This is a genomic window from Serratia nevei, from assembly GCF_037948395.1.
In the GTDB taxonomy this organism is placed as follows: domain Bacteria; phylum Pseudomonadota; class Gammaproteobacteria; order Enterobacterales; family Enterobacteriaceae; genus Serratia; species Serratia nevei.
The window spans coordinates 1,101,004-1,125,613 of the sequence record NZ_CP149940.1 but is presented as its reverse complement, the minus strand read 5'-3'; the positions used below and the strand labels follow the sequence as shown (position 1 = coordinate 1,125,613).

The window sequence follows — 24,610 nt, the reverse complement described above, 5'->3', positions numbered from 1 at the left end:
TTCCTCAACGGTAATCAAAGAAGTTGACCGAGGTCGGCGCGTCTTCCGGCGTTGCCGCCACCGGTTCGAACTCGTTGACGTTATCCAGCTCGGTGCCCATGGAAATATTGGTGACGCGCTCCAGGATGATTTCCACCACCACCGGCACCCGGTGCTGCTGCATCAGCTCCTGGGCCTGACGAAACGCCGGCGCAATCTCTTCCGGTTTGAACACCCGCAGCGCCTTGCAGCCCAGCCCTTCCGCCACCTTGACGTGATCGACGCCGTACTCGCCAATCTCCGCATTGTTAATGTTTTCAAACGACAGCTGCACGCAGTAATCCATGTCGAACCCACGCTGCGCCTGGCGGATCAGCCCCAGATAGGCGTTGTTCACCAGCACGTGGATATAGGGCAGTTTGAACTGTGCGCCGACCGCCAGCTCTTCAATCATAAATTGGAAATCATAGTCGCCCGACAGCGCGACCACCTTGCGCTGCGGATCGGCGGCGCATACGCCCAGCGCCGCAGGCAGCGTCCAGCCCAGCGGGCCGGCCTGGCCGGCGTTGATCCAGTGACGCGGTTCGAAAACGTGCAGCATTTGCGCGGCGGCGATCTGCGACAGACCGATGGTGGTGACGTAGCAGGCATCGCGGCCAAAGGCGCGGTTCATCTCTTCATACACCCGCTGCGGCTTGACCGGCACGTTGTCGAAGTGGGTTTTGCGCAGCAGCGTTTGCTTGCGCTGCAGACAGGCGGCGCACCAAGCGTCGCGATTCGGCAACTCGCCGCGCTCGAAGCGGCGCTTTGCCGTATCCACCAGCATTTGCAGCGCGATGCGCGCGTCGGAGACGATGCCCAGATCCGGGCAGATCACCCGGCCAATCTGCGTCGGCTCAATATCGATGTGCACCACCTTGCGCCCGGCGGTGTACTTGTCCACCGAGCCGGTGTGGCGGTTGGCCCAGCGGTTGCCGATGCCGAACACCAGATCCGAATCCAGCAGGTTGGCGTTGCCGTAGCGGTGCGAGGTTTGCAGGCCCGCCATGCCCGCCATCAGCGGGTGATCGTCCGGAATGGCGCCCCAGCCCATCAAGGTCGGGATCACCGGCACGTTGCAGATCTCCGCCAACTGCTGCAGCAAATCCGCCGCGTCGGCGTTGTGAATGCCGCCGCCGGCGATGATCAGCGGTTTTTTCGCCGCGCACAGCAGATCCAGCGCTTTGTCGATCTGCGCCTGGGTGGCCGCCGGCTTATAGGCGGGCAGTGAAGAGTAGGTGTCCGGATCGAACTCGATCTCCGCCATCTGCACGTCGAAAGGCAGGTCGATCAGCACCGGGCCCGGCCGGCCGGAGCGCATCAGGTGGAACGCCTGCTGCAGCACGCGCGGCACCAGCGCCGGTTCCTGCACGGTGACCGCCATCTTGGTCACCGGCTTGGCGATCGATTCGATGTCTACCGCCTGAAAATCTTCTTTGTGCAAACGCGCACGCGGCGCCTGGCCGGTGATGCACAGGATCGGGATCGAATCGGCGGAGGCGGAGTAAAGGCCGGTGATCATGTCGGTGCCCGCCGGGCCGGAGGTGCCGATGCACAAGCCGATGTTGCCGGCGGCGGCGCGGGTGTAACCTTCCGCCATGTGCGAGGCCCCTTCCACGTGCCGCGCCAGGTAGTGTTTGATGCCGCCGTGCCGCCGCATCGCATCGTAGAACGGGTTGATCGCCGCGCCGGGCACGCCGAACGCGGTGGTGATCCCTTCTTTTTCCAGCACGTGCATTGCCGCGTCTACCGCTCGCATAATTGCCATGTGATGCTCTCCTTAATTTATTGGAAAATTTTTCCAACTTAAAATTGCGGTCAAAAAAACCCGTTTGCTCATCAAACGGGGAGTCTTGCTCCGCGCCGGTTCAGCCCGGCGCGCGACGTTTACGCCTTGCTGCGCGATTCGCCCAGCGCGGCGCTGATGTCTCTGGCCACTTCACCCACCAGTTCGCCCAGCTCCTTGAACCGCTCCTTGCCGACCCGCGAACTCGGCCCGGAGATGGAAATGGCGGCGATCACGTTGTTGTTGCGATCGAAAATCGCCGAAGCCAGGCAGTTCAGGCCAAGCGCGTGCTCTTCATCGTCGATGGTGTAGCCCTGCGCCAGCGACTGATGCAGATCCTTGCGCAGCAGGTTCACGCTGGTCAGCGTCTTGGGCGTGTAGGATTGCAGCCCCGAACGCACGATCAGATCCAGCATCTCCTCTTCCGCCAGCGGGTACAGCAGCGCTTTGCCGGCGCCCGAGGCGTGCAGCGGCAAGCGGCTGCCCAGCGGCGCGCACATGCGCACCATCGCCTGGCACTCGCATTGGCGAATCAGCACCGCGTCGAAATTGTTGCGGATCGCCAGGTTGGCGGTCTCGCCGGACAGCAACATCAGCCGGCGCATGAACGGCCCGGCCACCGATACCACGTCGCGATCGTTCATGTAAGCGGAACCGACGGTGAACGACTGAATGCCGATATGCCACCAGCCCAGCTGTGGATCCTGAAAGACGAATTCCGATTTCTCCAGCACTTTCAACAATCTGAAGGTGGTGGACAGCGGCAGCTCCAGCTTTTCGGACAGCACGGAAACCGACGAACTCCCCCCGGCGTTGGCCAGGTACTGGAGGATCTCCAGCCCGCGATCCAACGCCTGCGCCCCTTTGGTGGCGCCGGCTTCGGTGGCGGGTCGTCCTTTCCTGCGTAATTCGGTCATTCAAGCTTCCTTTGTCAGTAACGGCATGGGTGACGCTATGATAAACGCCCTGCGCGGCGTGCGGCCAGCGCTATGCCAAAACTATGCGATACGGCTCCGGCAAGCGGCTGACCACGCAGTTGTCGGCACCTGCGCGATCGATGGTGAAAAAGTCGGTAACCTTCGCATAGGCAAACAGCGGATGGTGCCAGACATTGCGGTGATAGTTAATTCCCTGCTTGCCGTTGGTGATAAAGGCGCGCAGCGTGCCGATGGGGATGGTTTCGCCCGGTTCGGCGACGATCACCACGAAGCGTTCGCCGTTCATCGGCACAAAGGCCTGCGACGAGAGCGGATGCTTTTCCAACAGGGAAAAGGTCATCGGCAGATCGCAGGGTTCCGCCCGGTTGATGCTGGCCAGCACCCGGTTGCCGTCGGACACCTCTATCTTGGCGAGATCGTGATAACGCTCGGTTTTTCCGTCATTGATATGAAAGAAACGCGAGCCCTCTATCTGCAATACATCGCCGTAAGGCGCAAAGGCCGCCGGCGTTAATTCTTCGATGACTAAATCCATGTGATTCTCCCAAGCGCATGACCCAGACGGCGATTGAACGGCGATATTTCACCCAACGCCTTCACTCTAGACAGCGCGTGGTGAATTTGACAGCATTTTTTTGGAAAATTTTTCCACAACAAGATCACCCGCACACTTTACGATCGAAGAGCCATATTAATTGCTTTAAATCAATGAATTAAAAAACCGCTCAATTCATCATCGGGCAAAATGGGGCGGCGCGCGTTCATCGCTATCGGGTGATTCTGTGACCGGGATCGTGGGGTTGGGCTTTGCCGCTGCCTATCGCGCCGCAACATCAGTAGATTCTTCTCACCGATAACCGAAAAGGCGGTGTCAGCCAAGGACCCCTCATGCTGGATCACGAAACCATTCGTTCGTTTATCAAAGTTGCCGAGTGCCAAAGTTTCTCCCGCGCGGCGGAGCTGCTGCACAAAACCACCGCCACCATCAGCTACCGCATCAAAACGCTGGAAGAGAGCATCGGCACGCAGCTGTTTATCCGCACCACCCGCACCGTCAACCTGACGCCGGCCGGAGAGTATTTGCTGGAACGCTGCCGCCAGTGGCACACCTGGCTGGACGCCATGCCGGGCGAACTGCGGCAAATCAACGACGGCGTAGAGCACCAGGTGAATATCGTTGTCAACAACCTGCTGTATGACGCCGCCGCCGTGGCCGGGCTGTTGACCCACCTGCACGCCAAATACCCGTTCACCCAATTTCATATTTCCCGCCAGGTGTACATGGGCGTGTGGGACGCGCTGCTGAATGAGGATTGCCATCTGGCGATCGGGGCGGCGGGCAATGAATCGCTGGAAAACAGCATCAAGGTGCTGCCCCTGGGCAAGATCGATTGGGTGTTCGCCATCGCGCCGACGCACCCGCTGGCCGACGCCGCCGATCCGCTGAACGAAACGCAGCTGCGCCCTTACGCGGCGATCAACGTCGAAGATACCGCGCGCCATTTGGCCAAGCGCACCGCCTGGCTGCTGTCGGGCCAGCAGGAGATCAAAGTGCCGGACCTGCGCACCAAGCTGGAGTGCCATCTGCGCGGTCTCGGGATCGGTTTCCTTCCGCGCCAGCTGTGCCAAACTTACCTTGATAGCGGCGAGCTGGTGGCTAAGCAGCTCAAATATCCGCGCCAGCCCTCTCCCCTGTCGCTGGCCTGGTCCGATGCTCGCGGCGGTGAGGCGGTGCGTACCCTGATCGGCCTGTTCCAGACGCGGGATCCGCTGATCGCGGGTTTGGTCAGCGCCCTGGATTAAGTCGCGGTAACGGTAGGCATTTTTCCGGCGCTGACGTAATATCTGTTTACATATGTCTGACAGGAGGTTTGCATGCTTACTTTTATTCCCATCGTGATCGTCGTCGCACTGATTGTGGTGTTCGCCGGCGTCAAAATTGTGCCGCAGGGGTTCCAATGGACGGTAGAACGCTTCGGCCGCTACACCAAAACGCTGATGCCGGGCCTGAACCTGGTGGTGCCGTTCATGGACCGCATTGGCCGCAAAATCAACATGATGGAGCAGGTGCTGGACATTCCCTCGCAGGAGGTGATTTCCCGCGATAACGCCAACGTCGCCATCGACGCGGTGTGCTTTATCCAGGTGGTCGATCCGGCGCGCGCCGCCTACGAGGTCAGCAACCTCGAACAGGCGATCGTCAACCTGACCATGACCAACTTCCGTACCGTGCTCGGCTCGATGGAGCTGGACGAAATGCTGTCGCAACGCGACAGCATCAACAGCCGCCTGCTGCACATCGTCGATGAAGCGACCAATCCGTGGGGGGTGAAAATCACCCGTATCGAGATCCGCGACGTGCGGCCACCGGCGGAACTGATCGCCTCGATGAACGCCCAGATGAAGGCCGAACGTACCAAGCGCGCCGACATCCTCGAGGCGGAAGGGGTGCGCCAGGCGGCCATTCTGCGCGCCGAGGGGGAGAAACAATCGCAGATCCTGAAGGCCGAGGGCGAACGCCAGTCGGCGTTCCTGCAGGCGGAAGCGCGTGAACGCGCCGCCGAGGCCGAGGCGCGCGCTACCCAGCTGGTGTCCGACGCCATCGCCAGCGGTAACATTCAGGCGGTGAACTACTTCGTGGCGCAGAAATACACCGACGCGCTGCAGAAGATCGGTTCCTCCAACAACAGCAAAGTGGTGATGATGCCGCTGGACGCCAGCAGCCTGCTCGGCTCGATCGGCGGCATTACCGAACTGCTGAAAGAAAGCAAAGGCAAATAATCATGCTCGAACTGATCGCGGCGAATCCGCTGTGGTTTTGGCTCTCCCTCGGGGGCGTGTTGCTGGCGGCGGAAATGCTCGGCGCCGGCGGCTACCTGCTGTGGAGCGGCGTGGCGGCGCTGTTGGTCGGCGCTCTGATCTGGCTGCTGCCGCCGCTCTCCTGGGCGTGGCAGGGCATGATCTTCGCCGTCCTGACCGTCGTCGTCGCCTACCTGTGGTGGTACTGGCTGCGCCGGCGCCCGGCGGCCGCATCCGGCGGTTCGCCGGTGCTCAACCAGCGCAACCGCCAGCTGATCGGCACCCGCGCTACGCTGACGGAGCCGATGCACAACGGTATGGGGCGCATCAATATCGGCGACAGCAGCTGGCGCGCGCAGGCGGCAGAAGATCTGCCCGCCGGCACCGAAGTAGAAGTGGTGGCGGTGGAAGGCGTCACGCTGGTGATCCGCGCCATCAGCCGTTAATTCGAACGACAACACCCCGCCAGGTTGTTGATGATGGGGCACTCCGCCCCCTCGTCGCCCGGGCATTGGTCGGCCAGCGCCAGCAGGCGCTGGCGCATGTCGCCCAGTTCGCTGATGTGCCTTTCGATCTCCGCCACCTTCTGCAGCGTGCGCGCCTTCACGTCGGCGCTGTGGCGGGCCGGATCGTTGAACAACGCCACCAGCTCGCGGCACTCGTCCAGGTTGAAGCCCACCTGCCGCGCCTGGCGCAGCAGCGTCAGCTCTTCAACGTGCCTGGCGGAATAGTGGCGATAACCGTTATCGCTGCGGATCGGGGCGGTAATCAGCGCTTTCTCTTCGTAAAAACGAATCGTCTTGCTGGTTAGCCCGGTTTTTTTCGCGACGTCGCTAATATTCATTTTCCCTCCTTGACCTTACCCTTGCTGGAAGGTTTAAGCTCCATTCTTAGTGAAAACAGGTCAGGCGGTCAACCTTTAAACACCGCCCTTTAAGCAAGGAGTTCAATCATGTCACACACCACTATGCTGGCATTGCAGGGGCTGTCCTGCATGAACTGCGCGCAGCGGGTGAAAAAAGCCCTGGAAAGCCGCAGCGATGTCGAACAGGCGGACGTTAACGTGCATTACGCCAAAGTGACCGGCGACGCGCCGGACAGCGCGCTGATCGACAGCGTGATCGCCGCCGGCTATCAGGCCGAAGTCGCGCCGCACGCCGATACCGAACTGCAGCTGAGCGGCCTGAGCTGCATGCACTGCGTCGGCACCACCCGCAAGGCGCTGGAAGCGGTGCCGGGCGTGTTCGCCGCCGATGTCGCTATCGACGGCGCGAAAGTATACGGCGATGCCGATCCGCAGGCGCTGATCGCCGCGGTGGAAGATGCCGGCTATCACGCCAGCGTAGCGGGCGCCGTCGCCCCAAAAACTGAGCCGTTGACTGACGCAACACCTTCGTTGCCGGACGTTCAGCCAGCGGCGCAATCTCCCCTTCCGGCAACCGACGGCGCGGACGACAGCGTACAGCTGCTGCTCAGCGGCATGACCTGCGCCAGCTGCGTCAATAAAGTGCAGCAGGCGCTGCAAAGCGTTCCCGGCGTAGAGCATGCGCGCGTCAACCTGGCGGAACGCAGCGCGCTGGTGACCGGCGCCGCCGATGCGCAGGCGCTGGTGGCGGCGGTGGAAAAAGCCGGCTACGGCGCCGAAATGATTCAGGATGAAACCGAACGCCGCGAGCGCCAGCAGCAGACCGCACGCGCCAACATGAAGCGCTTTAGCTGGCAGGCGGCGCTGGGTCTGGCGTTGGGTATCCCACTGATGGCCTGGGGGCTGTTCGGCGGCAGCATGACGCTGACGCCGGAGACCCAGCGACCCTGGCTGCTGGTCGGCGTCATCACCCTGGCAGTGATGGTGTTCGCCGGTGGGCACTTCTACCGAAACGCCTGGCGCGCGCTGATGAACGGCAGCGCCACCATGGACACCCTGGTGGCGCTCGGCACCGGTGCTGCCTGGCTTTACTCGATCGCCGTCAACATTTGGCCCGATTTCTTCCCGATGGAGGCGCGCCACCTCTATTACGAGGCCAGCGCGATGATCATCGGTTTGATCAACCTCGGCCATGCGCTGGAGCAGCGCGCCCGTCAGCGTTCTTCGCAGGCGCTGGAGCGGTTGCTGGATCTGACGCCGCCTACCGCGCGGTTGGTAACCGACGACGGCGAGCGCGATATTCCGCTGGCGGAGGTGCAGCTCGGCATGACGCTGCGGCTGACCACCGGCGATCGCGTGCCGGTCGACGGTGAAATCGTGCAGGGTGAAGTCTGGCTCGATGAAGCGATGCTGACCGGCGAAGCGGTGCCGCAGCAGAAAGGTGCCGGTGACACGGTGCATGCCGGGACGGTGGTCGATGACGGCAGCGTGCTGTTCCGCGCCGCCGCCATCGGCAGCCAAACCACGCTGGCGCGCATCATCAAACTGGTGCGCCAGGCGCAGAGCAGTAAACCGGCGATCGGCCAACTGGCCGACCGCGTCTCGGCGGTGTTCGTGCCGGCGGTGGTGGCGATCGCCCTGTTCAGCGCGGCGATGTGGTACTTCTTCGGCCCGCAGCCGCAGCTGGTCTACACGCTGGTGATCGCCACCACGGTGCTGATCATCGCCTGTCCGTGCGCCTTGGGATTGGCGACGCCGATGTCGATCATCTCCGGCGTCGGCCGCGCGGCGGAGTTCGGCGTGCTGGTACGCGACGCCGACGCCCTGCAGCAGGCCAGCCAGCTGGACACCCTGGTGTTCGACAAAACCGGCACCCTGACCGAAGGGAAACCGCAGGTGGTGGAGGTCCTGACCTTCAATCAGGTCAGCGAGCAGCAGGCGATCGGCTGGGCCGCCGCGCTGGAGCAAGGCTCCAACCACCCGCTGGCGCGCGCCATCATGGAACGCGCCGCCGGGCAAACGCTGCCGCAGGTCGCGCAGTTCCGCACCCTGCGCGGCGCCGGCGTCAGCGGGGAGATCGACGGCATGCCGGTGCTGCTGGGCAACGCCGCGATGCTGGAGCAGCATCAGGTTGCGACCGCCGAACTGGAAGCGCCGATGCGCGCCCAGGCCGAACGCGGCGTGACGCCGGTGCTGCTGGCCGTTAACGGTAAACCGGCCGCACTGTTCGCCATTCGCGATCCGCTGCGCGAGGACAGCGTCGCGGCGCTGCAGCGCCTGCACCAGCAGGGCTATCAGCTGGTGATGCTGACCGGCGACAACCCGGTGACCGCCAACGCCATCGCCAAAGAGGCCGGCATCGATCGGGTGATTGCCGGGGTGCTGCCGGACGGCAAAGCGGCGGCGATCAAGCAGTTGCAGGCGCAAGGCCAGCGCGTGGCGATGGTCGGCGACGGCATCAACGACGCCCCGGCGCTGGCGCAGGCCGACGTGGGCATCGCGATGGGCGGCGGCAGCGACATCGCCATCGAGACCGCCGCCATCACCCTGATGCGCCACAGCCTGCACGGCGTGGCGGATGCGGTAGCGCTGTCGAAGGCCACGCTGCGCAACATGAAGCAGAACCTGTTCGGCGCCTTTATCTACAATACGCTGGGTATCCCGATCGCCGCCGGCGTGCTCTATCCGCTGACCGGCACGCTGCTCAGCCCGGTAGTGGCGGGCGCGGCGATGGCGCTGTCGTCGATTACCGTAGTCAGCAACGCCAACCGGCTGCTGCGTTTTAAACCCAGGAAGTGATCGCCGGGGCGCCGTCATGGCGCCCCGCTGTTTTCCGGGCTTTCCTGCGCGGCGGATAGCGTTTAGCATGAATGACGATTTTCCCTCGCCTTTCATGCTGAAACGCGCACCCGTTATTCAGGAGCCACGCCGTATGGGTCAACTGTTACGCCGCCTCGCCGCCTTTCTCGGCCTGATCTCGCCCAAACGTTACGCTTATCCGGCGTTGGACATCACTCTGCCGGGCGATCGTCGGCTGCATCTGGTGGGCAGCATCCATATGGGCACCGTCGATATGTCGCCGTTGCCGCCCCGGCTGGCCGCCCGGCTGCAACAGGCCGACGCGCTGATCGTCGAAGCCGATATCACCGATTCCGCCTCGCCTTTCGACCACGCCGAGCTGCAGCCGGCGCTGGAACAGCGCCTGTCCGCCGAAGAATATCAACGGCTGCTGGCGCTGTGCCATGAGCTTGGCGCCGATCCAGACGCCTTCGCCACCCTGCCCGGCTGGCAGGTCGCGCTGATGATGCAGGCGCGCCAGGCTCAGCGTCTGGGGCTGCGGGCAGAGTACGGCGTGGACTATCAGCTGCTGCAGGCCGCCCGGGCGCAGGACAAACCGGTGATCGAGCTGGAAGGGGCGCAGCAGCAGCTGGCGATGCTGGAACAGCTGCCGGAAGGTGGCATTGCGCTGCTGCGCGATACGCTGGAGCACTGGCACACCAACGCGCGGCTGCTGCAAACCATGGTGAGCTGGTGGCTGGACGCCAAACCGCGCGGCACGCTGGACACCCTGCCCGCCACCTTCAGCGCCGGGCTGTACGACGTGCTGATGCATCAGCGCAATCGCGACTGGCGGCGTCAGTTGGAGGCGCTGCCGGCCGGGGACTATGTGGTGGCGGTTGGCGCATTGCACCTGTACGGCGAGGATAACCTGCCGGCGATGCTGCAGCCGCAGGGCTAAAAAAGAGGCCAATATCGCTATTGGCCAGTCAAAGAGGAATTTCTTGTATTCTAGTTATACGCATAGCAACCGTGTTAACGGTTACAGTAAACAGGGTAGCAACCCGGTGAATATCTTGGCAACCCGCTTTATGTAACAGCCGCTCAGGTTGCCGGGCAGGTCGGATTTTTGTATTTTTAAAGCTGGTTATCACCCTTCCCCCGCAGGGGGCATTCTGGACAACACATCATGACGCCCGCAGTCGTTCTGCTCGAAAAACAAAAGGTCACCTTTACCCTTCATCCGTATCACCACGACAGCGACGAAACTAATTTCGGCGACGAAGCGGTGAGAAAGCTGGGGCTGGATGCCGATCGGGTTTACAAAACCTTGCTGGTGGCGCTGAACGGCGACGCCAAACACCTGGCGGTGGCGGTCACGCCGGTCGCCACCCAGCTGGATCTGAAAAAGGTCGCCCGCGCCCTCGGCGCCAAAAAGGCCGAGATGGCCGATCCGCAGCTGGCGCAGCGCGTCACCGGGTATCTGGTGGGCGGCATTAGCCCGCTGGGGCAGAAAAAACGGCTGCCGACGGTGATCGACAGCCCGGCGCAAGCGTTCGCCACCATCTACGTTTCCGGCGGCAAACGCGGGCTGGACATCGAGCTGGCCGCCGCCGATCTGTGCCGCCTGCTGGCCGGCAGCTTCGCCGACATCGCCAAGCGCGACTGACGCCGCGCGCTCAGCGGCACACCACCGTAGCGTCACAGGCCGCCAGCGTCTCGACCAGGCGGTCCTCCAGCGCCTTCACCTCCGCGCCGGGCACCAGATAGTTGTTGCTGATGATGGCGAACGCCAGCGGCCGTCCGGTCGCCGAGTCGACATAGCCGCTGAGCGACGAGACCCCGGTCATGGAACCGCTCTTGGCGTGGGCGCGGCCCGCCGCCGCCGTCTTCACCATGCGGCTCTGCAGCGTACCGCCCACCAGCAACCCCGGCTGGCCCGCGATGGGCAAGGCATTATACCAGGCGGCAAACCACGGCTGTTTCCTGGCTGCCAGCAGCAGCGTCGTCAGCTGCTGCGCCGTGATCTGGTTCATGCGTGACAGCCCGGAACCGTCTACCTGACGGTACGCGCCGGCCGCGATGCCCTGGCTTTGCACAAACTGGCCGATCGCCTGCAGGCCGGCGGCCCAATCCCCCTTGCCCTGCGTCTTGCGGCCCATCGCCTTGGTCAGTACCTCGCCGTAACCGTTGTTGGACACCTTCAGGAAGGTGACGGCCAGGCGAGAGAGCGGCGGCGAGGTTTTTTCGGCCAGCAACCGGGCATCGGCAGGGGTCACGCCCTCTTCCGCGTTACCGCGCAGCGTGATGCCGTGCGCGCGCAGCGTATGTTGCAATAAGGCGCCGATCACGCGGGCCGGTTGATCGACGGTGATCAATCGCGAGCGGGTCTCCGCCTGCGCGGCGATGGTGCCGCTGACCACGATTCGGTTGCTGCCCGGCTGGCGATCGAACGTCAGTGCGGTGTCGCCGCCGGTGGTGGTGCGGTTGACCAGCGTCACCGCGTCATTGGCGGGATAGAAACCCACCCGCCCTGGCGCACCGGCGCGGGCCCCCGGCTGCACGTCCACCCGCACCACGTTGATATCGCCACCGGGGGTAAAGGCGTAGTTCAGCGCCGAGATCGGCGCGCCGAAAGCGAAGGGTTCGTCGTCCCAGCTCCAGCCGGCGCCGAAGGGCGTTTGATCGAACGCGCTGGCGTCCAGGATCAGCCGCCCATGAATATGGCGAATGCCGCGCTGCGCCAGCGTGGCGGCGAAGGTGTCGAGATCGTCAGGGTGCAACGTCGGATCGCCGCTGCCCTGCAGATAGAGATCCCCCTGCAAGATGTCGCCGCGCTGCTCGCCGGTGGTCAGCAGCCGGGTTTCAAACCGGTAATCCGCCCCCAGCACGCCGAACGCCGCCAGAGAAGTGAACATCTTCATGTTGGAAGCCGGCGCCAGGCGCTGCTGCGCGTGCGCCTGATACAGCACGGTGCCGCTGTCGGCATCACGCACCATCACGCCGCTCGACGCGCCAACCAGCGCCTTGTCTTGGCCGATGGCCGCCAGCGCCTGGCTGAGCGTTTGCTCATGGCGTTGGCCGGATGACGAACACCCCGCCAGAGCCAGGATGGCGGGCAGCAGCCAGCCTGCGGTTTTCAACATGTCATCTCCCTGCTTGCGTTATCAAAACCAAATTGTTGCTCAGGCTATCATTGGAAGGCGGCGGCGGCGACTTTTGCGTGCGTTTGAAGGAGGATTTCGGCGGGAAAACAGGCGGCCCGCCCATGGGGAGCAGGCCGCTGCGGTGGCGATTAGCGATAAACGATTTCGCCCTTCGGTTCATAAGCCGCCGCATCCAGCGGCGAGTGTTTCTCGATGTACTGCTTGAGCACCTCGGCATCGATAAAGCCGGTGTTGACGTAGCTCGGCAGCCCGTCCAGCTTCGGATAGCCGTCGCCGCCCAGCGCGTTGAAGTTCAGCGTCGCCATGCGGTAGGTTTTATCCGCCTGCAGCGGCTGGCCGTTGATCTTCACCTCGCTGACGCCCTTGCCGTCCGCCACCAGGCTGACGTTGGCGAACTGGGCGTAGGCACCGGAATCCGGCTTCATGTTGGCCACTACCGCCAGGTACTGCTCAACCTCACGGCCTTTCATATCGACATGCACCAGGGTGTTGCCGAACGGCTGTACCTTGAGCACGTTTTTGTAGGTGATATCGCCGCTTTCAATGGAATCACGCACCCCACCGCCGCTCATCACCGCGAAGTCAGCATCGGCGCGCTCCCTCTGCGCGGCCAACATCACCCGCGCCAGGTTGGTTTGCACGAAGCGCACCTTGCTGCGATCGCCCTCCAGCTTGCCGTTAACGCTGCCGATCTTCACGCTCAGCTGCTCTTTGCCCTTCTCCTGGAACGGCGTCAGCAGCTTCATCATGGTCGGATCTTCCGCGATCTGCTGGGTGTAATACACGCGCTCGCTGGTGCCGTCCGCCTTCTCCACCTTCTTCTTCAGGTTCACCGGGATCAGCTGATAATGCACCAGCTTCAGCTCACCGTTGCGGAATTCGAAGTCGGCGCGGCCCACGTATTTGCCCCACTCATGCGCCTGCACGATCCAGGTGCCGTTCTGGCGATCCGGCGAGCACGGCGTGCCCGGCACATAATCCACCTGCTTACGGTTGTCGCCGGCCATGCACACCGGATCCTGCGAGTGGCCGCCGACGATCATGTCAAGATACCCGGCCGGCAGGCTGCGCGCCATCTCCACGTCGCCCGGCGCGTTGGAGCCGTGCTCGCCGTTGTCATAGTGCCCCATGTGGGTAGCGGCGATGATCACGTCCGGCTTCTCGTCCTTGCGCAATTGCTCCACCACCTGCTTCGCTTCCTGCGCCGGCACGCGGAACTCCATGTCGGTGAAGTATTCCGGATTGCCAATCTTGGCTGTGTCGTCGGTCGTCAGGCCGATCACCGCGATCTTGATGCCCTGCTTGTCGAACAAGGCGTAAGGCTTGAACAGCCGCTGGCCGGTGCTTTTCTGATAGATGTTAGCGGACAGCAGCGGGAAGGTCGCCCATTTTTCCTGCTGGCGCAGTACGCTCAGCGGGTTGTCGAATTCGTGGTTGCCGATCGCCATCGCGTCGTAACCCACCAGGTTCATGCCGCGGAAGTCCGGCTCGGCGTCCTGCAGGTCCGATTCCGGCACGCCGGTGTTGATATCGCCGCCCGACAGCAGCAGCAGGCTGCCGCCCTGCGCCGCCACTTCCTGACGAATGCCGTCCACCAGCGTTTTCTGCGCGCCCAGGCCGTATTCGCCGTGATCGTTCTGCCAGAAGTGACCGTGATGATCGTTGGTGTGCAGAATGGTGATGGCGTAGGTCTTATCCTTTTCCCAGGCACTGGCAGCCCCCGACAGCAACGTCAGGGAAACGGCCAACGCGCATGCGGTGGTTTTCAGCGAAAAGCGCATGGCGGATCTCCGTGTATTAAATGGCTTTTATGATGAGGGCGAAATTGTAGCGCGAATTAATGACAGCTGATTTCAAATTTTTGCGATGTGAGTCTGATTATTTCAGATATGGTAAAAATTGAGCGTCCTGCCTAAGATGTCATCTCTGTGCTCAACAACTTATCAGGCTAATAATAATATGACCGACAGTAGCCAAAGCGCGATGCCGCCCGCCAAGGGCAGCGCGGTGAAGGGAACCGCCTTCTCCATCCTTGGCGCCATCAGCGTGTCTCACCTGCTCAACGATATGATCCAGTCGCTGATCCTGGCGATTTACCCGATCCTGCAAGCCGATTTTCACCTCAGCTTCGTACAGATCGGCATGATTACCCTGACCTATCAGCTGACGGCCTCGCTGCTGCAGCCGCTGATTGGCTATTACACCGATAAACACCCGCAGCCTTACTCGCTGCCGATCGGCATGGGCTTTACCCTGTCCGGCCTGCTGCTGCTGTCGGTAGCGAGCACCTTCCCGCTGGTGCTGCTGGCGGCGGCGCTGGTGGGCACCGGCTCATCGGTCTTCCACCCGGAATCCTCGCGCGTGGCGCGCATGGCCTCCGGCGGTCGGCACGGCCTGGCGCAGTCGCTGTTCCAGGTCGGCGGCAACTTCGGCAGCTCGCTCGGCCCGCTGCTGGCGGCGCTGATCATCGCGCCTTACGGCAAGGGCAACGTCGCCTGGTTCTCGCTGGCGGCGCTGCTGGCGATCGTGGTGTTGCTGCAGGTCAGCAAGTGGTATCAACATCAGCACCGGGCAACTAAAGGGCAGCCGAAAAGCCCGTCGCTGCTGAAACCGCTGCCAAAACGTACCGTTGCCTACTCGCTGGGCATCCTGCTGGTGCTGATTTTCTCCAAATACTTCTATCTTGCCAGCATCAGCAGCTATTACACCTTTTATCTGATACATAAGTTCGGCGTTTCGGTGCAGAATGCACAGATTCACCTGTTCGCCTTCCTGTTCGCAGTGGCGGCCGGCACCATTATCGGCGGGCCTCTCGGTGACAAGATAGGGCGCAAATATGTTATTTGGGGCTCCATTCTCGGTGCGGCACCGTTTACCCTTGTTTTACCCTATGCATCCCTGTATTGGACCGGCATTTTGACGGTGATCATCGGGGTTATTCTCGCCTCGGCGTTCTCCGCCATCCTGGTCTATGCGCAGGAGCTGATCCCCGGTAAAGTCGGCATGGTTTCCGGCTTATTCTTCGGTTTTGCTTTCGGTATGGGTGGGTTAGGTGCGGCAGTTCTTGGTTATGTCGCCGATTTGACCAGTATCGAGCTGGTCTACCAAATCTGTGCTTTCCTGCCGCTGATCGGCATTATCACGGCGCTACTGCCCAATATGGAGCATAAAGCGCAATAACCCCGCTGAATGCCCGGATGAAATTATTTATTCATCCGGGTTATCCCACGGATAAACCAATGTTATTTGGCTTATCTGACACAAAATCTCCTCATTGCCGCGCCTTAAGTGAAATCCTCTGCTTTTTTACAAAAAAGGCCAAATTAGCCAAGCAAGCCGCGAACAAATGCAATAAACTAAATGTATCTTTTCGTAACTTTGTTGCGTTTCTCCCGTGCCGCGATGCATAGCCAGAAGGAGTATGGATGCATAATTCAACACCGCTCATCACCACCATCGTCGGAGGGTTAGTACTCGCCTTCCTCCTCGGCATGCTGGCGAACCGCCTGCGCATCTCCCCTCTGGTGGGGTATCTGGCCGCAGGGGTGCTCGCCGGCCCGTTCACCCCCGGTTTCGTCGCCGATACCTCACTGGCGCCGGAACTGGCGGAAATCGGCGTTATCCTGTTGATGTTCGGTGTTGGCCTGCACTTCTCTTTGAAAGACCTCCTCGCAGTAAAATCTATCGCCATTCCCGGCGCCGTGGCGCAGATAGCCGTCGCTACCCTGCTCGGTATGGGGCTGTCCAAGCTGCTCGGCTGGGATCTGATCTCCGGTCTGGTGTTCGGCCTCTGCCTCTCCACCGCCAGCACCGTGGTGCTGCTGCGTGCCCTGGAGGAACGGCAGCTGATCGACAGCCAGCGCGGGCAAATCGCCATCGGCTGGCTGATCGTCGAAGATTTGGCGATGGTGCTGACGCTGGTCTTGCTGCCCGCCTTCGGCAATATGCTGGGCAACGACAACGCCAGCAGCAGCCAGCTGCTGATGGAGCTGGCGCTGACCATCGGTAAGGTCATCGCCTTCATTGCGTTGATGATCGTGGTCGGCCGCCGCCTGGTGCCGTGGATCCTGTCGAAAACCGCCAGCACCGGCTCGCGCGAGCTGTTCACCCTGGCGGTATTGGCGCTGGCGCTCGGCATCGCCTACGGCGCGGTGAAGCTGTTCGACGTCTCCTTCGCGCTGGGCGCCTTCTTCGCCGGCATGGTGCTGAACGAGTCCGAACTGAGCCACCGTGCGGCGCACGACACCCTGCCGCTGCGCGACGCGTTCGCGGTGCTGTTCTTCGTCTCGGTCGGCATGCTGTTCGATCCGATGATCGTGATTAACGAACCGCTGGCGGTGCTGGCGACGCTGGCAATCATCGTGTTCGGCAAATCTGCCGCCGCGTTCCTGTTGGTGAAAATGTTCGGTCACTCCAAGCGCACCGCGCTGACCATTTCCGCCAGCCTGGCGCAGATCGGCGAGTTCGCCTTTATTCTGGCGGGCCTCGGCATCGCGCTCGGCATGATGTCGGAACACGGGCGCAATCTGGTGCTGGCCGGCGCCATTTTGTCCATCATGCTCAACCCGCTGCTGTTCACCCTGCTGGAGCGCTATCTGGCCAAAACCGAAACCATCGAAGAGCAAATTCTCGAAGAGGCGGTGGAAGAAGAGAAGCAGATCCCGGTGGACATGTGCAACCACGCGCTGGTGGTCGGCTATGGCCGTGTCGGCAGCCTGCTGGGCGGCAAACTGGCCGAGGCGGGTATTCCGCTGGTGGTGATCGAGAACTCCCGCCCACGGGTGGAAGCGCTGCGCGAACAGGGCATCAAGACGGTGCTGGGCAACGCCGCCAATCCGGAAGTGATGGATCTGGCGCGGCTCGACTGCGCGCGCTGGCTGCTGCTGACCATCCCCAACGGCTATGAGGCCGGCGAGATCGTCGCCTCGGCGCGCGCCAAGCGGCCGAACATCGAGATCATCGCCCGCGCCCACTACGACGACGAAGTGGCCTACATCACCGATCGCGGCGCTAATCAGGTAGTGATGGGCGAACGGGAGATCGCCAACAGCATGCTGAACATCCTGCAGCTGGACACCCTGAGCGAAGAAGAAAAAATGGGCGGCTGTCCGATCTGAAGCGCCACGGCGCACAAAAAAGGTCCGGCATTGCCGGACCTTTTCTTTTTCAGCGGGTTAACGCTCCCAGTAGGACTCTTCCAGGCTGTCTTCCCGCTCCGGCAGGCCACGGGTGAGGCGCGGCGAATGCTGGTTCAACACCTGGTAGCTGACGCGGTTGGCGTATTTGCACACCTGCGCCAGGGAGGAATAAGTCAGGTAGCTGCGCACGTGCTTGCTGGAATTCGGCACGTTATGGCGGTGATAGCCGTTGGCGGCAATATCGTGCAGCAACGCCGACAGCGCGCCGTCGCCGGCGCCGTTGGTGTTCATGATCCTCTCCGGCCCGCCCATATACGGCGCGATGTGCGAATAAACGCGCAGCGGATTTTCACAGTGTTCACGGCGCATGGCGCGGCTGAATTCGTAGCGGTTGAACTCGGCGATATGCCCCGGCAGCAGCGGGTGCTGGGTCTGGCGCTTGTTGGCCTCTTCGGTGTAGCCCGCCATATACAGGCCGTTCGGCCCGGCGGTGCACAGCACCAGATCCACCCACTCCAGCGCCATGTCCGAGGCGGTCAACGGATCGCTCAGCCCGGTCAGCTCCAGCGCTTCGTCTTCGTTCATCGCCAGAATCGTCACGTTTTCCTTCAGGAAGTCGCGCCACCACTGCGGGTTGTCGGCGATCACGTACTTGGTGCCCAGCGTCAATACCACCGGCACGTCGTGTTTTTTGGCGTATTCGATCGCCTGCAGGGTGGCGACCTTCATCGGCTCCCCTTCCTTGCAGCGCACCAGATAAGAGCTCAGCACCAGCGCCGACGCGCCAGCGATCACCTCTTCAGGAATGCTTTCCGGGCGCAGCTGGTTCATCTGGCCCGGGTTGATGGCGAAGGTGCGCTCGCCGCTTTCGCCAATCAGCGTGAAACAGCGGCCGATGGCGCCATCAACGCCCTGCAGATAGTTAAGATCGGTACGGCTGGAGGTATTGCACAGGTAACGGTAGGCATAGCTGCCGATTTTCACGTTGCTGCACATCACGCCGAGCAGCACCGAGCGATCGTCCGCCAGCACTGAATAGTTGTGCATGGTATTGCCGATGGTGCCGCCGGCGAACTGATGGGTAACCAGGTTGTTGTCATTCAGTTCCTGATACAACGCCTCGGCGACGTCGTCTTCGATCACCAGAGAGTGGCCCAGGCTCAGGCCGTAGCGCTGGACAAAAGCGTCGTCCACTTTCGCCTCGATATCCACCAGCGTCTGATCGATGCCGACGATATACGAGGTGCTGATTTCACTTTCGGGCTGGGCCTGCTGCAGAAGCGGATCGCGGGCGCTCACCGGGAAATAGTGTTTGGACTTGCGTTTACCAGGAAATTTCATGTGATTGGCGGTGGTGACGGTTTAACAAGCGGAGAATGTTAACACATCCCCGCCCGATCACGATGCATCTAATATACAGATTATGGATGATTACAGGCGCTGCGCCACCAGCTGCTGCATCATATCGATATGCGCCGGCTCGTCGTTCAACGCCGAGATATATTCAAACTTCTCGCCGCCGGCCTTGAGGAAGATCTCGCGGTTCTGTTCTTTGATCTCTTCCAGCGTTTCCAGGCAGTCCGCCGAGAAACCGGGGCAAATCAGCTGAATGTGCTTCACGCCCTGCGCCGGCAACCCCTTCAGGGTCTCATCGGTGTACGGCGTCAGCCACGGCTCGCGGCCGAAGCGCGATTGGTACGTCATCATCACGCGTTCCGGCGCCAGCGGCAGCGTGGCGCTCAGCGCACGCAGGGTGTCCTCGCAGCGCTGCGGGTAGTCGTCGCCCAGGCGCGCATAACGTTTGGGAATACCGTGGAACGACAGCACCAGCCGATCCGGCTGGCCGTGCTCGGCGAACGAGCGCTCCACGCTTTGCTGCAGCGCGGCGATGTAGGCCGGATGTTCGGCGTAATCGCGGATGAAGGCCACAGAAGGCAAACGGCGATAGCCTTTCAGCACCCGCGCCACGCCATCCCATACCGCCGCGCTGGTGGAACAGGAATATTGCGGATAGAGCGGCAGCACCACCAGGTTGGTCACGCCCTGCGCCAGCAGCTTGTCGATGGCTTCCGCCAGGCTCGGCGAGCCGTAGCTCATGCCCAGCTCCACCGGCGTATTCGGCATGCGCGCCGCCAGCGCCCGCTGTTGGCGGCGGCTGTACACCAGCAGCGGCGAGCCCTCTTCCATCCACACCGACTGATACAGCTTCGCCACGCGCGGCGAACGGATCGGCAAGATCGCGCCGTTGAGGATCGGCCACCAGATCAGCGGCGCCGTATCGACCACGCGATCGTCACTGAGGAATTCCTTCAGATAGCGTTTGACCGCCGACGAGGTCGGCGCATCTGGTGTGCCCAGGTTCACCAGCAATACGCCGTGTTTCTCTTGCTTCATCTCAGTTCCCCTCATTTCCTTTCCGGCCGGCATTCCGTTCTGGGTCGGGATGTCAGCAGCCATTAATGCCGGCTATTGTAACGGAAAAGTCCTGCGTCGAAACCGATAACAGCAACAGGCTATGCCTGTGGGCCTTCCCTTTGCGCCAGTTGCCACACCGCCGCCACGTTGCGCGCCGTCACCTGCAGATTGCGATCGGCGTCCGCCAGCGCTTCTTCCAGCGTCACGATGCGGTCGAGCACCGAAAACGCCGCGTCGATGCCGTGTTGATGCACCACCTGGTAATCCGGCGTCAGGCTGCCGGCGATGGCGATCACCGGCACCCCGTGGCGCTTGGCCACCCGCGCCACGCCGATCGGCGTTTTGCCGTGGATCGACTGGCTGTCCAGCCGCCCTTCGCCGGTGATCACCAAATCGGCATCGCGCACCGCCTCATCCAGACGCAGGGTTTCGGTGACGATCTCGATGCCCGGCCGCAAGCGCGCGCTGAGCATGCCGAGCAGCGCCGCCCCCATGCCGCCCGCCGCTCCCGCGCCCGGCTGGGTGAGCACGGCGCGGCCGGTTTCTCGTTCCAGCAGTTCGCCATAGTGATGCAGTGCCGCATCGAGCTGCGCCACCATCTCCGGCGTCGCCCCCTTCTGCGGCCCAAACACCGCCGAGGCGCCCTTTTCGCCGCACAGCGGGTTATCGACGTCGCAGGCGGCGGTTACGCTCACCCGTTGCCAACGCGCATCCAGCCCGGCGAGATCGAGGTGCGCCAGCTGCGCCAGGGCCGCCCCGCCCACCGGCAGCGGCCGGCGATCCTTATCCAACAATTTAACGCCCAGCGCCTGCATCATCCCGGCGCCGCCGTCGTTAGTGGCGCTGCCGCCGATGCCGAGAATGATCGCCTTCACGCCGCGCTCCAGCGCCGCCAGCATCAGTTCGCCGGTGCCGTAACTGGTGGTGATCCGCGGATCGCGCCGGCCAGGCGGTGCCAGATGCAGCCCGGAAGCCGCGGCCATTTCAATCACTGCGGTTGCGCCATCGCCCAGCAGGCCATAGAACCCCTGCACCGGCTCCCCCAGCGGCCCAGTGACCGTCACCTGGACGATTTCGCCGCCGGTGGCCGCCACCATCGACTCCACCGTGCCTTCGCCGCCGTCCGCCATCGGCAGCTTCACGTAGTGCACCTGCGGATAAATTTGGCGGAATCCCCGCTCGATGGCGTCGGCAACGCCGAGCGCGCTCAGGCTCTCTTTAAAAGAATCCGGGGCAATAACCACTTTTTTCAGCGTTTTCATCACTGTTCCTTATCCCGCCAGGTTAAATACGCCAAACATCAGCGCCGAGATCGTCGCGATGGTGAATCCCACCAGCGTTTCATACGGCAACAGCTTCAGCCGCTCGTGCACCGCCATATTGACGCTGCCGCCGGTAGCGTGGAAGAAGCTGCCGTGCGGCAGGTGATCCAGCACCGTGGCGCCCGCATGGATCATCGCCGCACCGGCCAGCCCGCTCACGCCCAGCTCGAGCAGCGTAGAGCTGAACACCCCGGAAGCCACGGCGGTGCCGGCGGTGGTCGATGCGGTCGCCATCGACATCAGCGCGCCGGACAGCGGCGCCAGCAGCCAGGCCGGCAGCCCGGTGTGCGTTAAGCCGTTAATCAAGACATCCTTCAGCGCCGAGTTGGCGATAATGCCCGCCAGCGTGCCGGTGCCGAGCAGCATGATCGCCACCGGCGCCATGCGCGACAGGCCGGAGACCATAAAATGATTGCACTGGCGGATACGCCCCATCAGCAGCGCGCCCGCCAACCCGCCGGCCGGCAGCGCGATCAGCGGATCGACGGCGATACCGGCGAGCGGCCGCAGCGACAGCAGCAGGATCGCCACCAGCGGCGCGCTGATCGCCGCAGCGAAGCCCGGCCGAGCCCCTTCGGCATGCTGAGTCAGCTCTTCGGCCATCACTTTGCTGCCTTTATCGCTCAGGCGACGCGCCAGCAGATAGGCCACCACCAGGCCGCACAGCCCCGGCACGATGCCGGCCATCATCACCGAAGTGAGCGGCACGTGGAAGTTGTCCGCCGCCGCAATGGTGTTCGGATTAGGTGACATCACGTTGCCGGCCTTGCCACCGCCGATCATCGCCAGCAGGATCGCCGCGCGCGAAATGCCGGCCTTCTGGGCGATCGACAGCGCGATCGGTGCGACGGTGATCACCGCCACGTCGATAAATACCCCCACCGCCGTCAGGATCAGTGTAGCCACCGCCAGCGCCAGCAGCGCGCGGGTTTCACCCACCTTGCGCACGATGGTTTCGGCGATGGTGTGCGCCGCGCCGGATTCGATCAGCACTCCGGCCAGCACCCCCGCCGCCAGAATGCGCATCACGGCGTTGGTGATGCCCTGCGCCCCGCCGATCATCAGCGTTACGGTCTGCACCAGGTCGGCGCCGCCGCACAGCCCGCCCGCCAGCGCGCCGGCGATCATGCCGTAAGCCGGTGGCACCTTGCGTAGAATCAGGACGATGGCGACGGCTAACGCCACCAGTGCCCCCAGCGTGGATACGGTTGTCATTGTTGTTTTCTCCGTGGTTGATGTGCAGGCCAACATATCCCGCGCGCCCGGCGTTGGCCTGAGGGGAAACAACAAAAAATCGCCGGGTGAACGGCGTGGAATTTGTGGGTTGGCACAACTCAGTCGTGCATCAGCATGCCGATATACAACCGCAGAGCGTCGGTTAATTGATTGATTTTCATGCCGGTTATCGCTTCGATGCGCTGCAGGCGATAGCGCAGGGTATTGACGTGGATATGCAGCTGCGCGGCGGTCTGCGTCTGATCACAATTCTGCGAAAAATAGTGGCGCAGCGTGCCGCGCAGCACGCCTTTTTCGTCCTGTTCGCCCAGCGTTCGCCAGGGGCGCCCCAGCTCCTGCGCGCGCCAGTCCTCCCCCAAATCGCACAACAGCGACGGCAGCGGGTAGTCGTGGTAGAACAGCGTGGCGTGACGCAGTTTCAGGCGCTGCGCCATCGCCTGGGTGGCGCGTGCCGTCAGGCTGGAACGGTAGGCGCTTTGCGGATCGTCATAAAAACCGCCGACGATCAAGCGCACCCGAAAGCGGTGTTTGAGTTGGTTTTGCAAACGCTGCGCCTGCTGGCGTTCCAGCTTCAGGCTCCATTCACCCTGCGCCATGCAGGCCGGGCGCAGCAGGGTCATTTCATTGAAGCCGGTAATGGCGATCAACGCATCGCGCTGGGTGGCCTCCAGCTCCGCCAGCAGCTCGCGCAGCAGGTGCGGCTGCGCCTCTTGCAGCTCGACGATCCACACGATGCGCGCCTGGCGCAGATCCAATCCCAGATACGCCGCCATCGCTTGCAGCGACGCGGTGTTCGGCTGCGGCTGCAGCAGCTGATTCGCCAGCTCTTCCCGGTAGCGCTTTTCCCACTGGTGCTGATCCAGCAGCGCCGCCTGCTCCACCATCAACTCCGCCGCCATCTTCACCAGCTCGGCGTAGGCGCGCACCTCGGCCGGTTCGCCGGAGATGCCGATCACCCCCACCCGCTGGTTGCGAAAGCTGAACGGCAGGTTGATGCCGGGCCGCACACCCTTCAGATGCTCGGCGGTGGCGCGGTCGATTTCCACCACCCGATTCTCGGCCAGCGCCAGCACCGCGCCTTCATGGCGCTGGAACAGGCGCTGCGGGTTGCCGGAGGCGATGATCACACCGTTGCTGTCCATCACGTTGACGGAATGGCTGATGATGCCCATCGCCCGCTGGACGATCTGGCGCGCGGTGGCTTCCGCCAGAAGATTGGTTTGTCTGAGCATGCCCGGCTCCCTGCTGAGGGTGAAAACGCAGGCTTGTTATACGCCATTTGGCGCGGGCGATTAATGGGCACGGCCGCAACAAGCCGCCGCGATCACAATTTGGCAGGAAAACGGCAAAAAAAAACGCCGGGCCACAGGCCCGGCGTCATGCACAATCCGCTTGCGATCAACCGAGGATGGTCGCCAGCTCTGCGCTCACTTCGGCGACCTTGCGGGTGCCGTCGATTTTGCGGTATTGGGTGTTACCCGCTGCCGCTTCTTTGCTGTAGTAAGAGATCAGCGGCGCGGTCATCTGATGGTATTCCACCAGGCGCTTGCGCACGGTCTCTTCCTGATCGTCCTTGCGCGTGGTCAGCTCTTCGCCGGTCACGTCGTCTTTGCCTTCCACCTGCGGCGGATTGAACTTCACGTGGTATACGCGGCCGGACGGCGCGTGCACGCGGCGGCCAACGATGCGGTCAACGATCAGCTCGTCCGGCACGTCGAACTCCAGCACGAAGTCCACGTTGATGCCGGCTTCTTTCATCGCGTCAGCCTGCGGAATGGTGCGTGGGAAACCGTCCAGCAGGAAGCCCTTGCGGCAATCTTCCTGAGCGATGCGCTCTTTGACCAGCGCGATCACCAGCTCATCGGTCACCAGCTTGCCGGCGTCCATGATCTCTTTCGCCTGCTTGCCCAGTTCACTGCCGGCCTTCACGGCTGCGCGCAACATATCACCGGTGGAGATTTGCGGAATGCCGTATTTCTCCATGATGAATTGAGCCTGAGTACCTTTACCAGCGCCCGGAGCGCCCAGCAGAATGATACGCATTGCGTAAATCCCCTTGCTATGTAGTTTTTATAAAATTGCGAAAACGCTCAACGATACCATTTCAGGGGGGGCAGGCTCAAGGCGCGCGAAGGAAATCGATTGCGG

General features: G+C 62.5%; 20 protein-coding genes. 8 read left to right on the top strand and 12 right to left on the bottom strand.

Translation table 11 applies throughout. The features are described from left to right. Positions 1-4: 4 nt before the first annotated feature. The 3 genes from gcl to V8N38_RS05290 form a co-directional block, all read right to left on the bottom strand. Complete coding sequence (gene gcl, locus V8N38_RS05300) at positions 5-1,786, bottom strand: glyoxylate carboligase (RefSeq protein WP_100396198.1); 1,782 nt, start codon at positions 1,784-1,786, stop codon at positions 5-7. Positions 1,787-1,905: 119 nt separating this feature from the next. Then, positions 1,906-2,721, bottom strand: a complete 816-nt coding sequence (allR, locus tag V8N38_RS05295) for an HTH-type transcriptional repressor AllR (RefSeq protein ID WP_038875050.1) — start codon at positions 2,719-2,721, stop codon at positions 1,906-1,908. Positions 2,722-2,791: 70 nt separating this feature from the next. Further along, positions 2,792-3,277: an ureidoglycolate lyase gene (locus V8N38_RS05290; protein ID WP_033647245.1), complete on the bottom strand. Its 486-nt coding sequence runs from the start codon at positions 3,275-3,277 to the stop codon at positions 2,792-2,794. A 353-nt stretch (positions 3,278-3,630) separates the two neighbouring features. On the opposite strand from V8N38_RS05290, the gene allS reads away from it, so the two are divergent. From allS to V8N38_RS05275, 3 genes are all read left to right on the top strand, one after another. Continuing rightward, positions 3,631-4,545: an HTH-type transcriptional activator AllS gene (gene allS / locus V8N38_RS05285; RefSeq protein WP_100396199.1), complete on the top strand. Its 915-nt coding sequence runs from the start codon at positions 3,631-3,633 to the stop codon at positions 4,543-4,545. Positions 4,546-4,617: 72 nt separating this feature from the next. Next, a complete protein-coding gene (locus V8N38_RS05280) occupies positions 4,618-5,523 on the top strand; it encodes an SPFH domain-containing protein (RefSeq protein WP_004940203.1) in 906 nt (301 codons plus the stop codon). A gap of 2 nt (positions 5,524-5,525) precedes the next feature. Next, a complete protein-coding gene (locus V8N38_RS05275) occupies positions 5,526-5,987 on the top strand; it encodes an NfeD family protein (protein WP_025301808.1) in 462 nt (153 codons plus the stop codon). Here V8N38_RS05275 and cueR read toward each other — a convergent pair. Further along, entirely contained in the window at positions 5,984-6,385 is a 402-nt protein-coding gene (gene cueR, locus V8N38_RS05270; protein WP_100396200.1) for a Cu(I)-responsive transcriptional regulator, read from the bottom strand. The genes V8N38_RS05275 and cueR overlap by 4 nt on opposite strands. A gap of 108 nt (positions 6,386-6,493) precedes the next feature. On the opposite strand from cueR, the gene copA reads away from it, so the two are divergent. The 3 genes from copA (at position 6,494) to ybaK (ending at position 10,853) form a co-directional block, all read left to right on the top strand. Next, complete coding sequence (copA, locus tag V8N38_RS05265; protein WP_087763299.1) at positions 6,494-9,205, top strand: copper-exporting P-type ATPase CopA; 2,712 nt, start codon at positions 6,494-6,496, stop codon at positions 9,203-9,205. A 133-nt stretch (positions 9,206-9,338) separates the two neighbouring features. After that, positions 9,339-10,145 (top strand): TraB/GumN family protein, encoded by an 807-nt coding sequence (locus V8N38_RS05260; protein ID WP_060440554.1) that lies wholly within the window; start codon positions 9,339-9,341, stop codon positions 10,143-10,145. 228 nt (positions 10,146-10,373) lie between these two features. Beyond that, positions 10,374-10,853: a Cys-tRNA(Pro)/Cys-tRNA(Cys) deacylase YbaK gene (gene ybaK / locus V8N38_RS05255; protein ID WP_049272291.1), complete on the top strand. Its 480-nt coding sequence runs from the start codon at positions 10,374-10,376 to the stop codon at positions 10,851-10,853. A gap of 10 nt (positions 10,854-10,863) precedes the next feature. Here the strand turns inward: ybaK and dacB are convergent, their stop codons facing one another. Further along, complete coding sequence (gene dacB / locus V8N38_RS05250) at positions 10,864-12,330, bottom strand: D-alanyl-D-alanine carboxypeptidase/D-alanyl-D-alanine-endopeptidase (RefSeq protein WP_087763298.1); 1,467 nt, start codon at positions 12,328-12,330, stop codon at positions 10,864-10,866. A 149-nt stretch (positions 12,331-12,479) separates the two neighbouring features. Beyond that, entirely contained in the window at positions 12,480-14,132 is a 1,653-nt protein-coding gene (ushA, locus tag V8N38_RS05245; RefSeq protein WP_087763297.1) for a bifunctional UDP-sugar hydrolase/5'-nucleotidase UshA, read from the bottom strand. A gap of 178 nt (positions 14,133-14,310) precedes the next feature. Between ushA and V8N38_RS05240 the strand changes: the two genes are divergently transcribed. Both V8N38_RS05240 and ybaL read left to right on the top strand, forming a co-directional pair. Next, positions 14,311-15,531 carry an MFS transporter gene (locus V8N38_RS05240; protein ID WP_049272288.1) on the top strand — a complete coding sequence of 407 codons (1,221 nt, stop codon included), beginning with the start codon at positions 14,311-14,313 and terminating at the stop codon, positions 15,529-15,531. A gap of 245 nt (positions 15,532-15,776) precedes the next feature. Then, positions 15,777-17,468 carry a YbaL family putative K(+) efflux transporter gene (gene ybaL / locus V8N38_RS05235; protein WP_004940247.1) on the top strand — a complete coding sequence of 564 codons (1,692 nt, stop codon included), beginning with the start codon at positions 15,777-15,779 and terminating at the stop codon, positions 17,466-17,468. 57 nt (positions 17,469-17,525) lie between these two features. Here the strand turns inward: ybaL and V8N38_RS05230 are convergent, their stop codons facing one another. The 6 genes from V8N38_RS05230 to adk all read right to left on the bottom strand — a co-directional run bounded on the left by V8N38_RS05230 (position 17,526) and on the right by adk (position 24,505). Further along, positions 17,526-18,830 carry an inosine/guanosine kinase gene (locus V8N38_RS05230; RefSeq protein WP_087763295.1) on the bottom strand — a complete coding sequence of 435 codons (1,305 nt, stop codon included), beginning with the start codon at positions 18,828-18,830 and terminating at the stop codon, positions 17,526-17,528. A 90-nt stretch (positions 18,831-18,920) separates the two neighbouring features. Beyond that, complete coding sequence (gene hemH, locus V8N38_RS05225; protein WP_004940253.1) at positions 18,921-19,883, bottom strand: ferrochelatase; 963 nt, start codon at positions 19,881-19,883, stop codon at positions 18,921-18,923. Positions 19,884-20,002: 119 nt separating this feature from the next. Next, a complete protein-coding gene (locus tag V8N38_RS05220) occupies positions 20,003-21,166 on the bottom strand; it encodes a glycerate kinase (protein WP_147839408.1) in 1,164 nt (387 codons plus the stop codon). Positions 21,167-21,175: 9 nt separating this feature from the next. After that, positions 21,176-22,441, bottom strand: a complete 1,266-nt coding sequence (locus tag V8N38_RS05215) for a GntP family permease (protein WP_147839407.1) — start codon at positions 22,439-22,441, stop codon at positions 21,176-21,178. Between the two features lie 119 nt (positions 22,442-22,560). After that, positions 22,561-23,694, bottom strand: a complete 1,134-nt coding sequence (locus tag V8N38_RS05210; RefSeq protein WP_060423460.1) for a sugar diacid recognition domain-containing protein — start codon at positions 23,692-23,694, stop codon at positions 22,561-22,563. Positions 23,695-23,860: 166 nt separating this feature from the next. Continuing rightward, positions 23,861-24,505 (bottom strand): adenylate kinase, encoded by a 645-nt coding sequence (gene adk / locus V8N38_RS05205; RefSeq protein ID WP_004940261.1) that lies wholly within the window; start codon positions 24,503-24,505, stop codon positions 23,861-23,863. Positions 24,506-24,610 lie beyond the last annotated feature (105 nt).

Excerpts from the sequence above, each read along its gene's own strand:
- ybaL (WP_004940247.1), top strand. The coding sequence starts at position 15,777 with ATGCATAATTCAACACCGCTCATCACCACCATCGTCGGAGGGTTAGTA.
- V8N38_RS05290 (WP_033647245.1), bottom strand. The coding sequence starts at position 3,277 with ATGGATTTAGTCATCGAAGAATTAACGCCGGCGGCCTTTGCGCCTTAC.
- V8N38_RS05275 (WP_025301808.1), top strand. The coding sequence starts at position 5,526 with ATGCTCGAACTGATCGCGGCGAATCCGCTGTGGTTTTGGCTCTCCCTC.
- ushA (WP_087763297.1), bottom strand. The coding sequence starts at position 14,132 with ATGCGCTTTTCGCTGAAAACCACCGCATGCGCGTTGGCCGTTTCCCTG.
- allR (WP_038875050.1), bottom strand. The coding sequence starts at position 2,721 with ATGACCGAATTACGCAGGAAAGGACGACCCGCCACCGAAGCCGGCGCC.
- V8N38_RS05240 (WP_049272288.1), top strand. The coding sequence starts at position 14,311 with ATGACCGACAGTAGCCAAAGCGCGATGCCGCCCGCCAAGGGCAGCGCG.
- cueR (WP_100396200.1), bottom strand. The coding sequence starts at position 6,385 with ATGAATATTAGCGACGTCGCGAAAAAAACCGGGCTAACCAGCAAGACG.
- V8N38_RS05220 (WP_147839408.1), bottom strand. The coding sequence starts at position 21,166 with ATGAAAACGCTGAAAAAAGTGGTTATTGCCCCGGATTCTTTTAAAGAG.
- V8N38_RS05280 (WP_004940203.1), top strand. The coding sequence starts at position 4,618 with ATGCTTACTTTTATTCCCATCGTGATCGTCGTCGCACTGATTGTGGTG.
- V8N38_RS05230 (WP_087763295.1), bottom strand. The coding sequence starts at position 18,830 with ATGAAATTTCCTGGTAAACGCAAGTCCAAACACTATTTCCCGGTGAGC.
- V8N38_RS05260 (WP_060440554.1), top strand. The coding sequence starts at position 9,339 with ATGGGTCAACTGTTACGCCGCCTCGCCGCCTTTCTCGGCCTGATCTCG.
- ybaK (WP_049272291.1), top strand. The coding sequence starts at position 10,374 with ATGACGCCCGCAGTCGTTCTGCTCGAAAAACAAAAGGTCACCTTTACC.
- gcl (WP_100396198.1), bottom strand. The coding sequence starts at position 1,786 with ATGGCAATTATGCGAGCGGTAGACGCGGCAATGCACGTGCTGGAAAAA.
- adk (WP_004940261.1), bottom strand. The coding sequence starts at position 24,505 with ATGCGTATCATTCTGCTGGGCGCTCCGGGCGCTGGTAAAGGTACTCAG.
- hemH (WP_004940253.1), bottom strand. The coding sequence starts at position 19,883 with ATGAAGCAAGAGAAACACGGCGTATTGCTGGTGAACCTGGGCACACCA.
- V8N38_RS05215 (WP_147839407.1), bottom strand. The coding sequence starts at position 22,441 with ATGACAACCGTATCCACGCTGGGGGCACTGGTGGCGTTAGCCGTCGCC.
- V8N38_RS05210 (WP_060423460.1), bottom strand. The coding sequence starts at position 23,694 with ATGCTCAGACAAACCAATCTTCTGGCGGAAGCCACCGCGCGCCAGATC.
- copA (WP_087763299.1), top strand. The coding sequence starts at position 6,494 with ATGTCACACACCACTATGCTGGCATTGCAGGGGCTGTCCTGCATGAAC.
- allS (WP_100396199.1), top strand. The coding sequence starts at position 3,631 with ATGCTGGATCACGAAACCATTCGTTCGTTTATCAAAGTTGCCGAGTGC.
- dacB (WP_087763298.1), bottom strand. The coding sequence starts at position 12,330 with ATGTTGAAAACCGCAGGCTGGCTGCTGCCCGCCATCCTGGCTCTGGCG.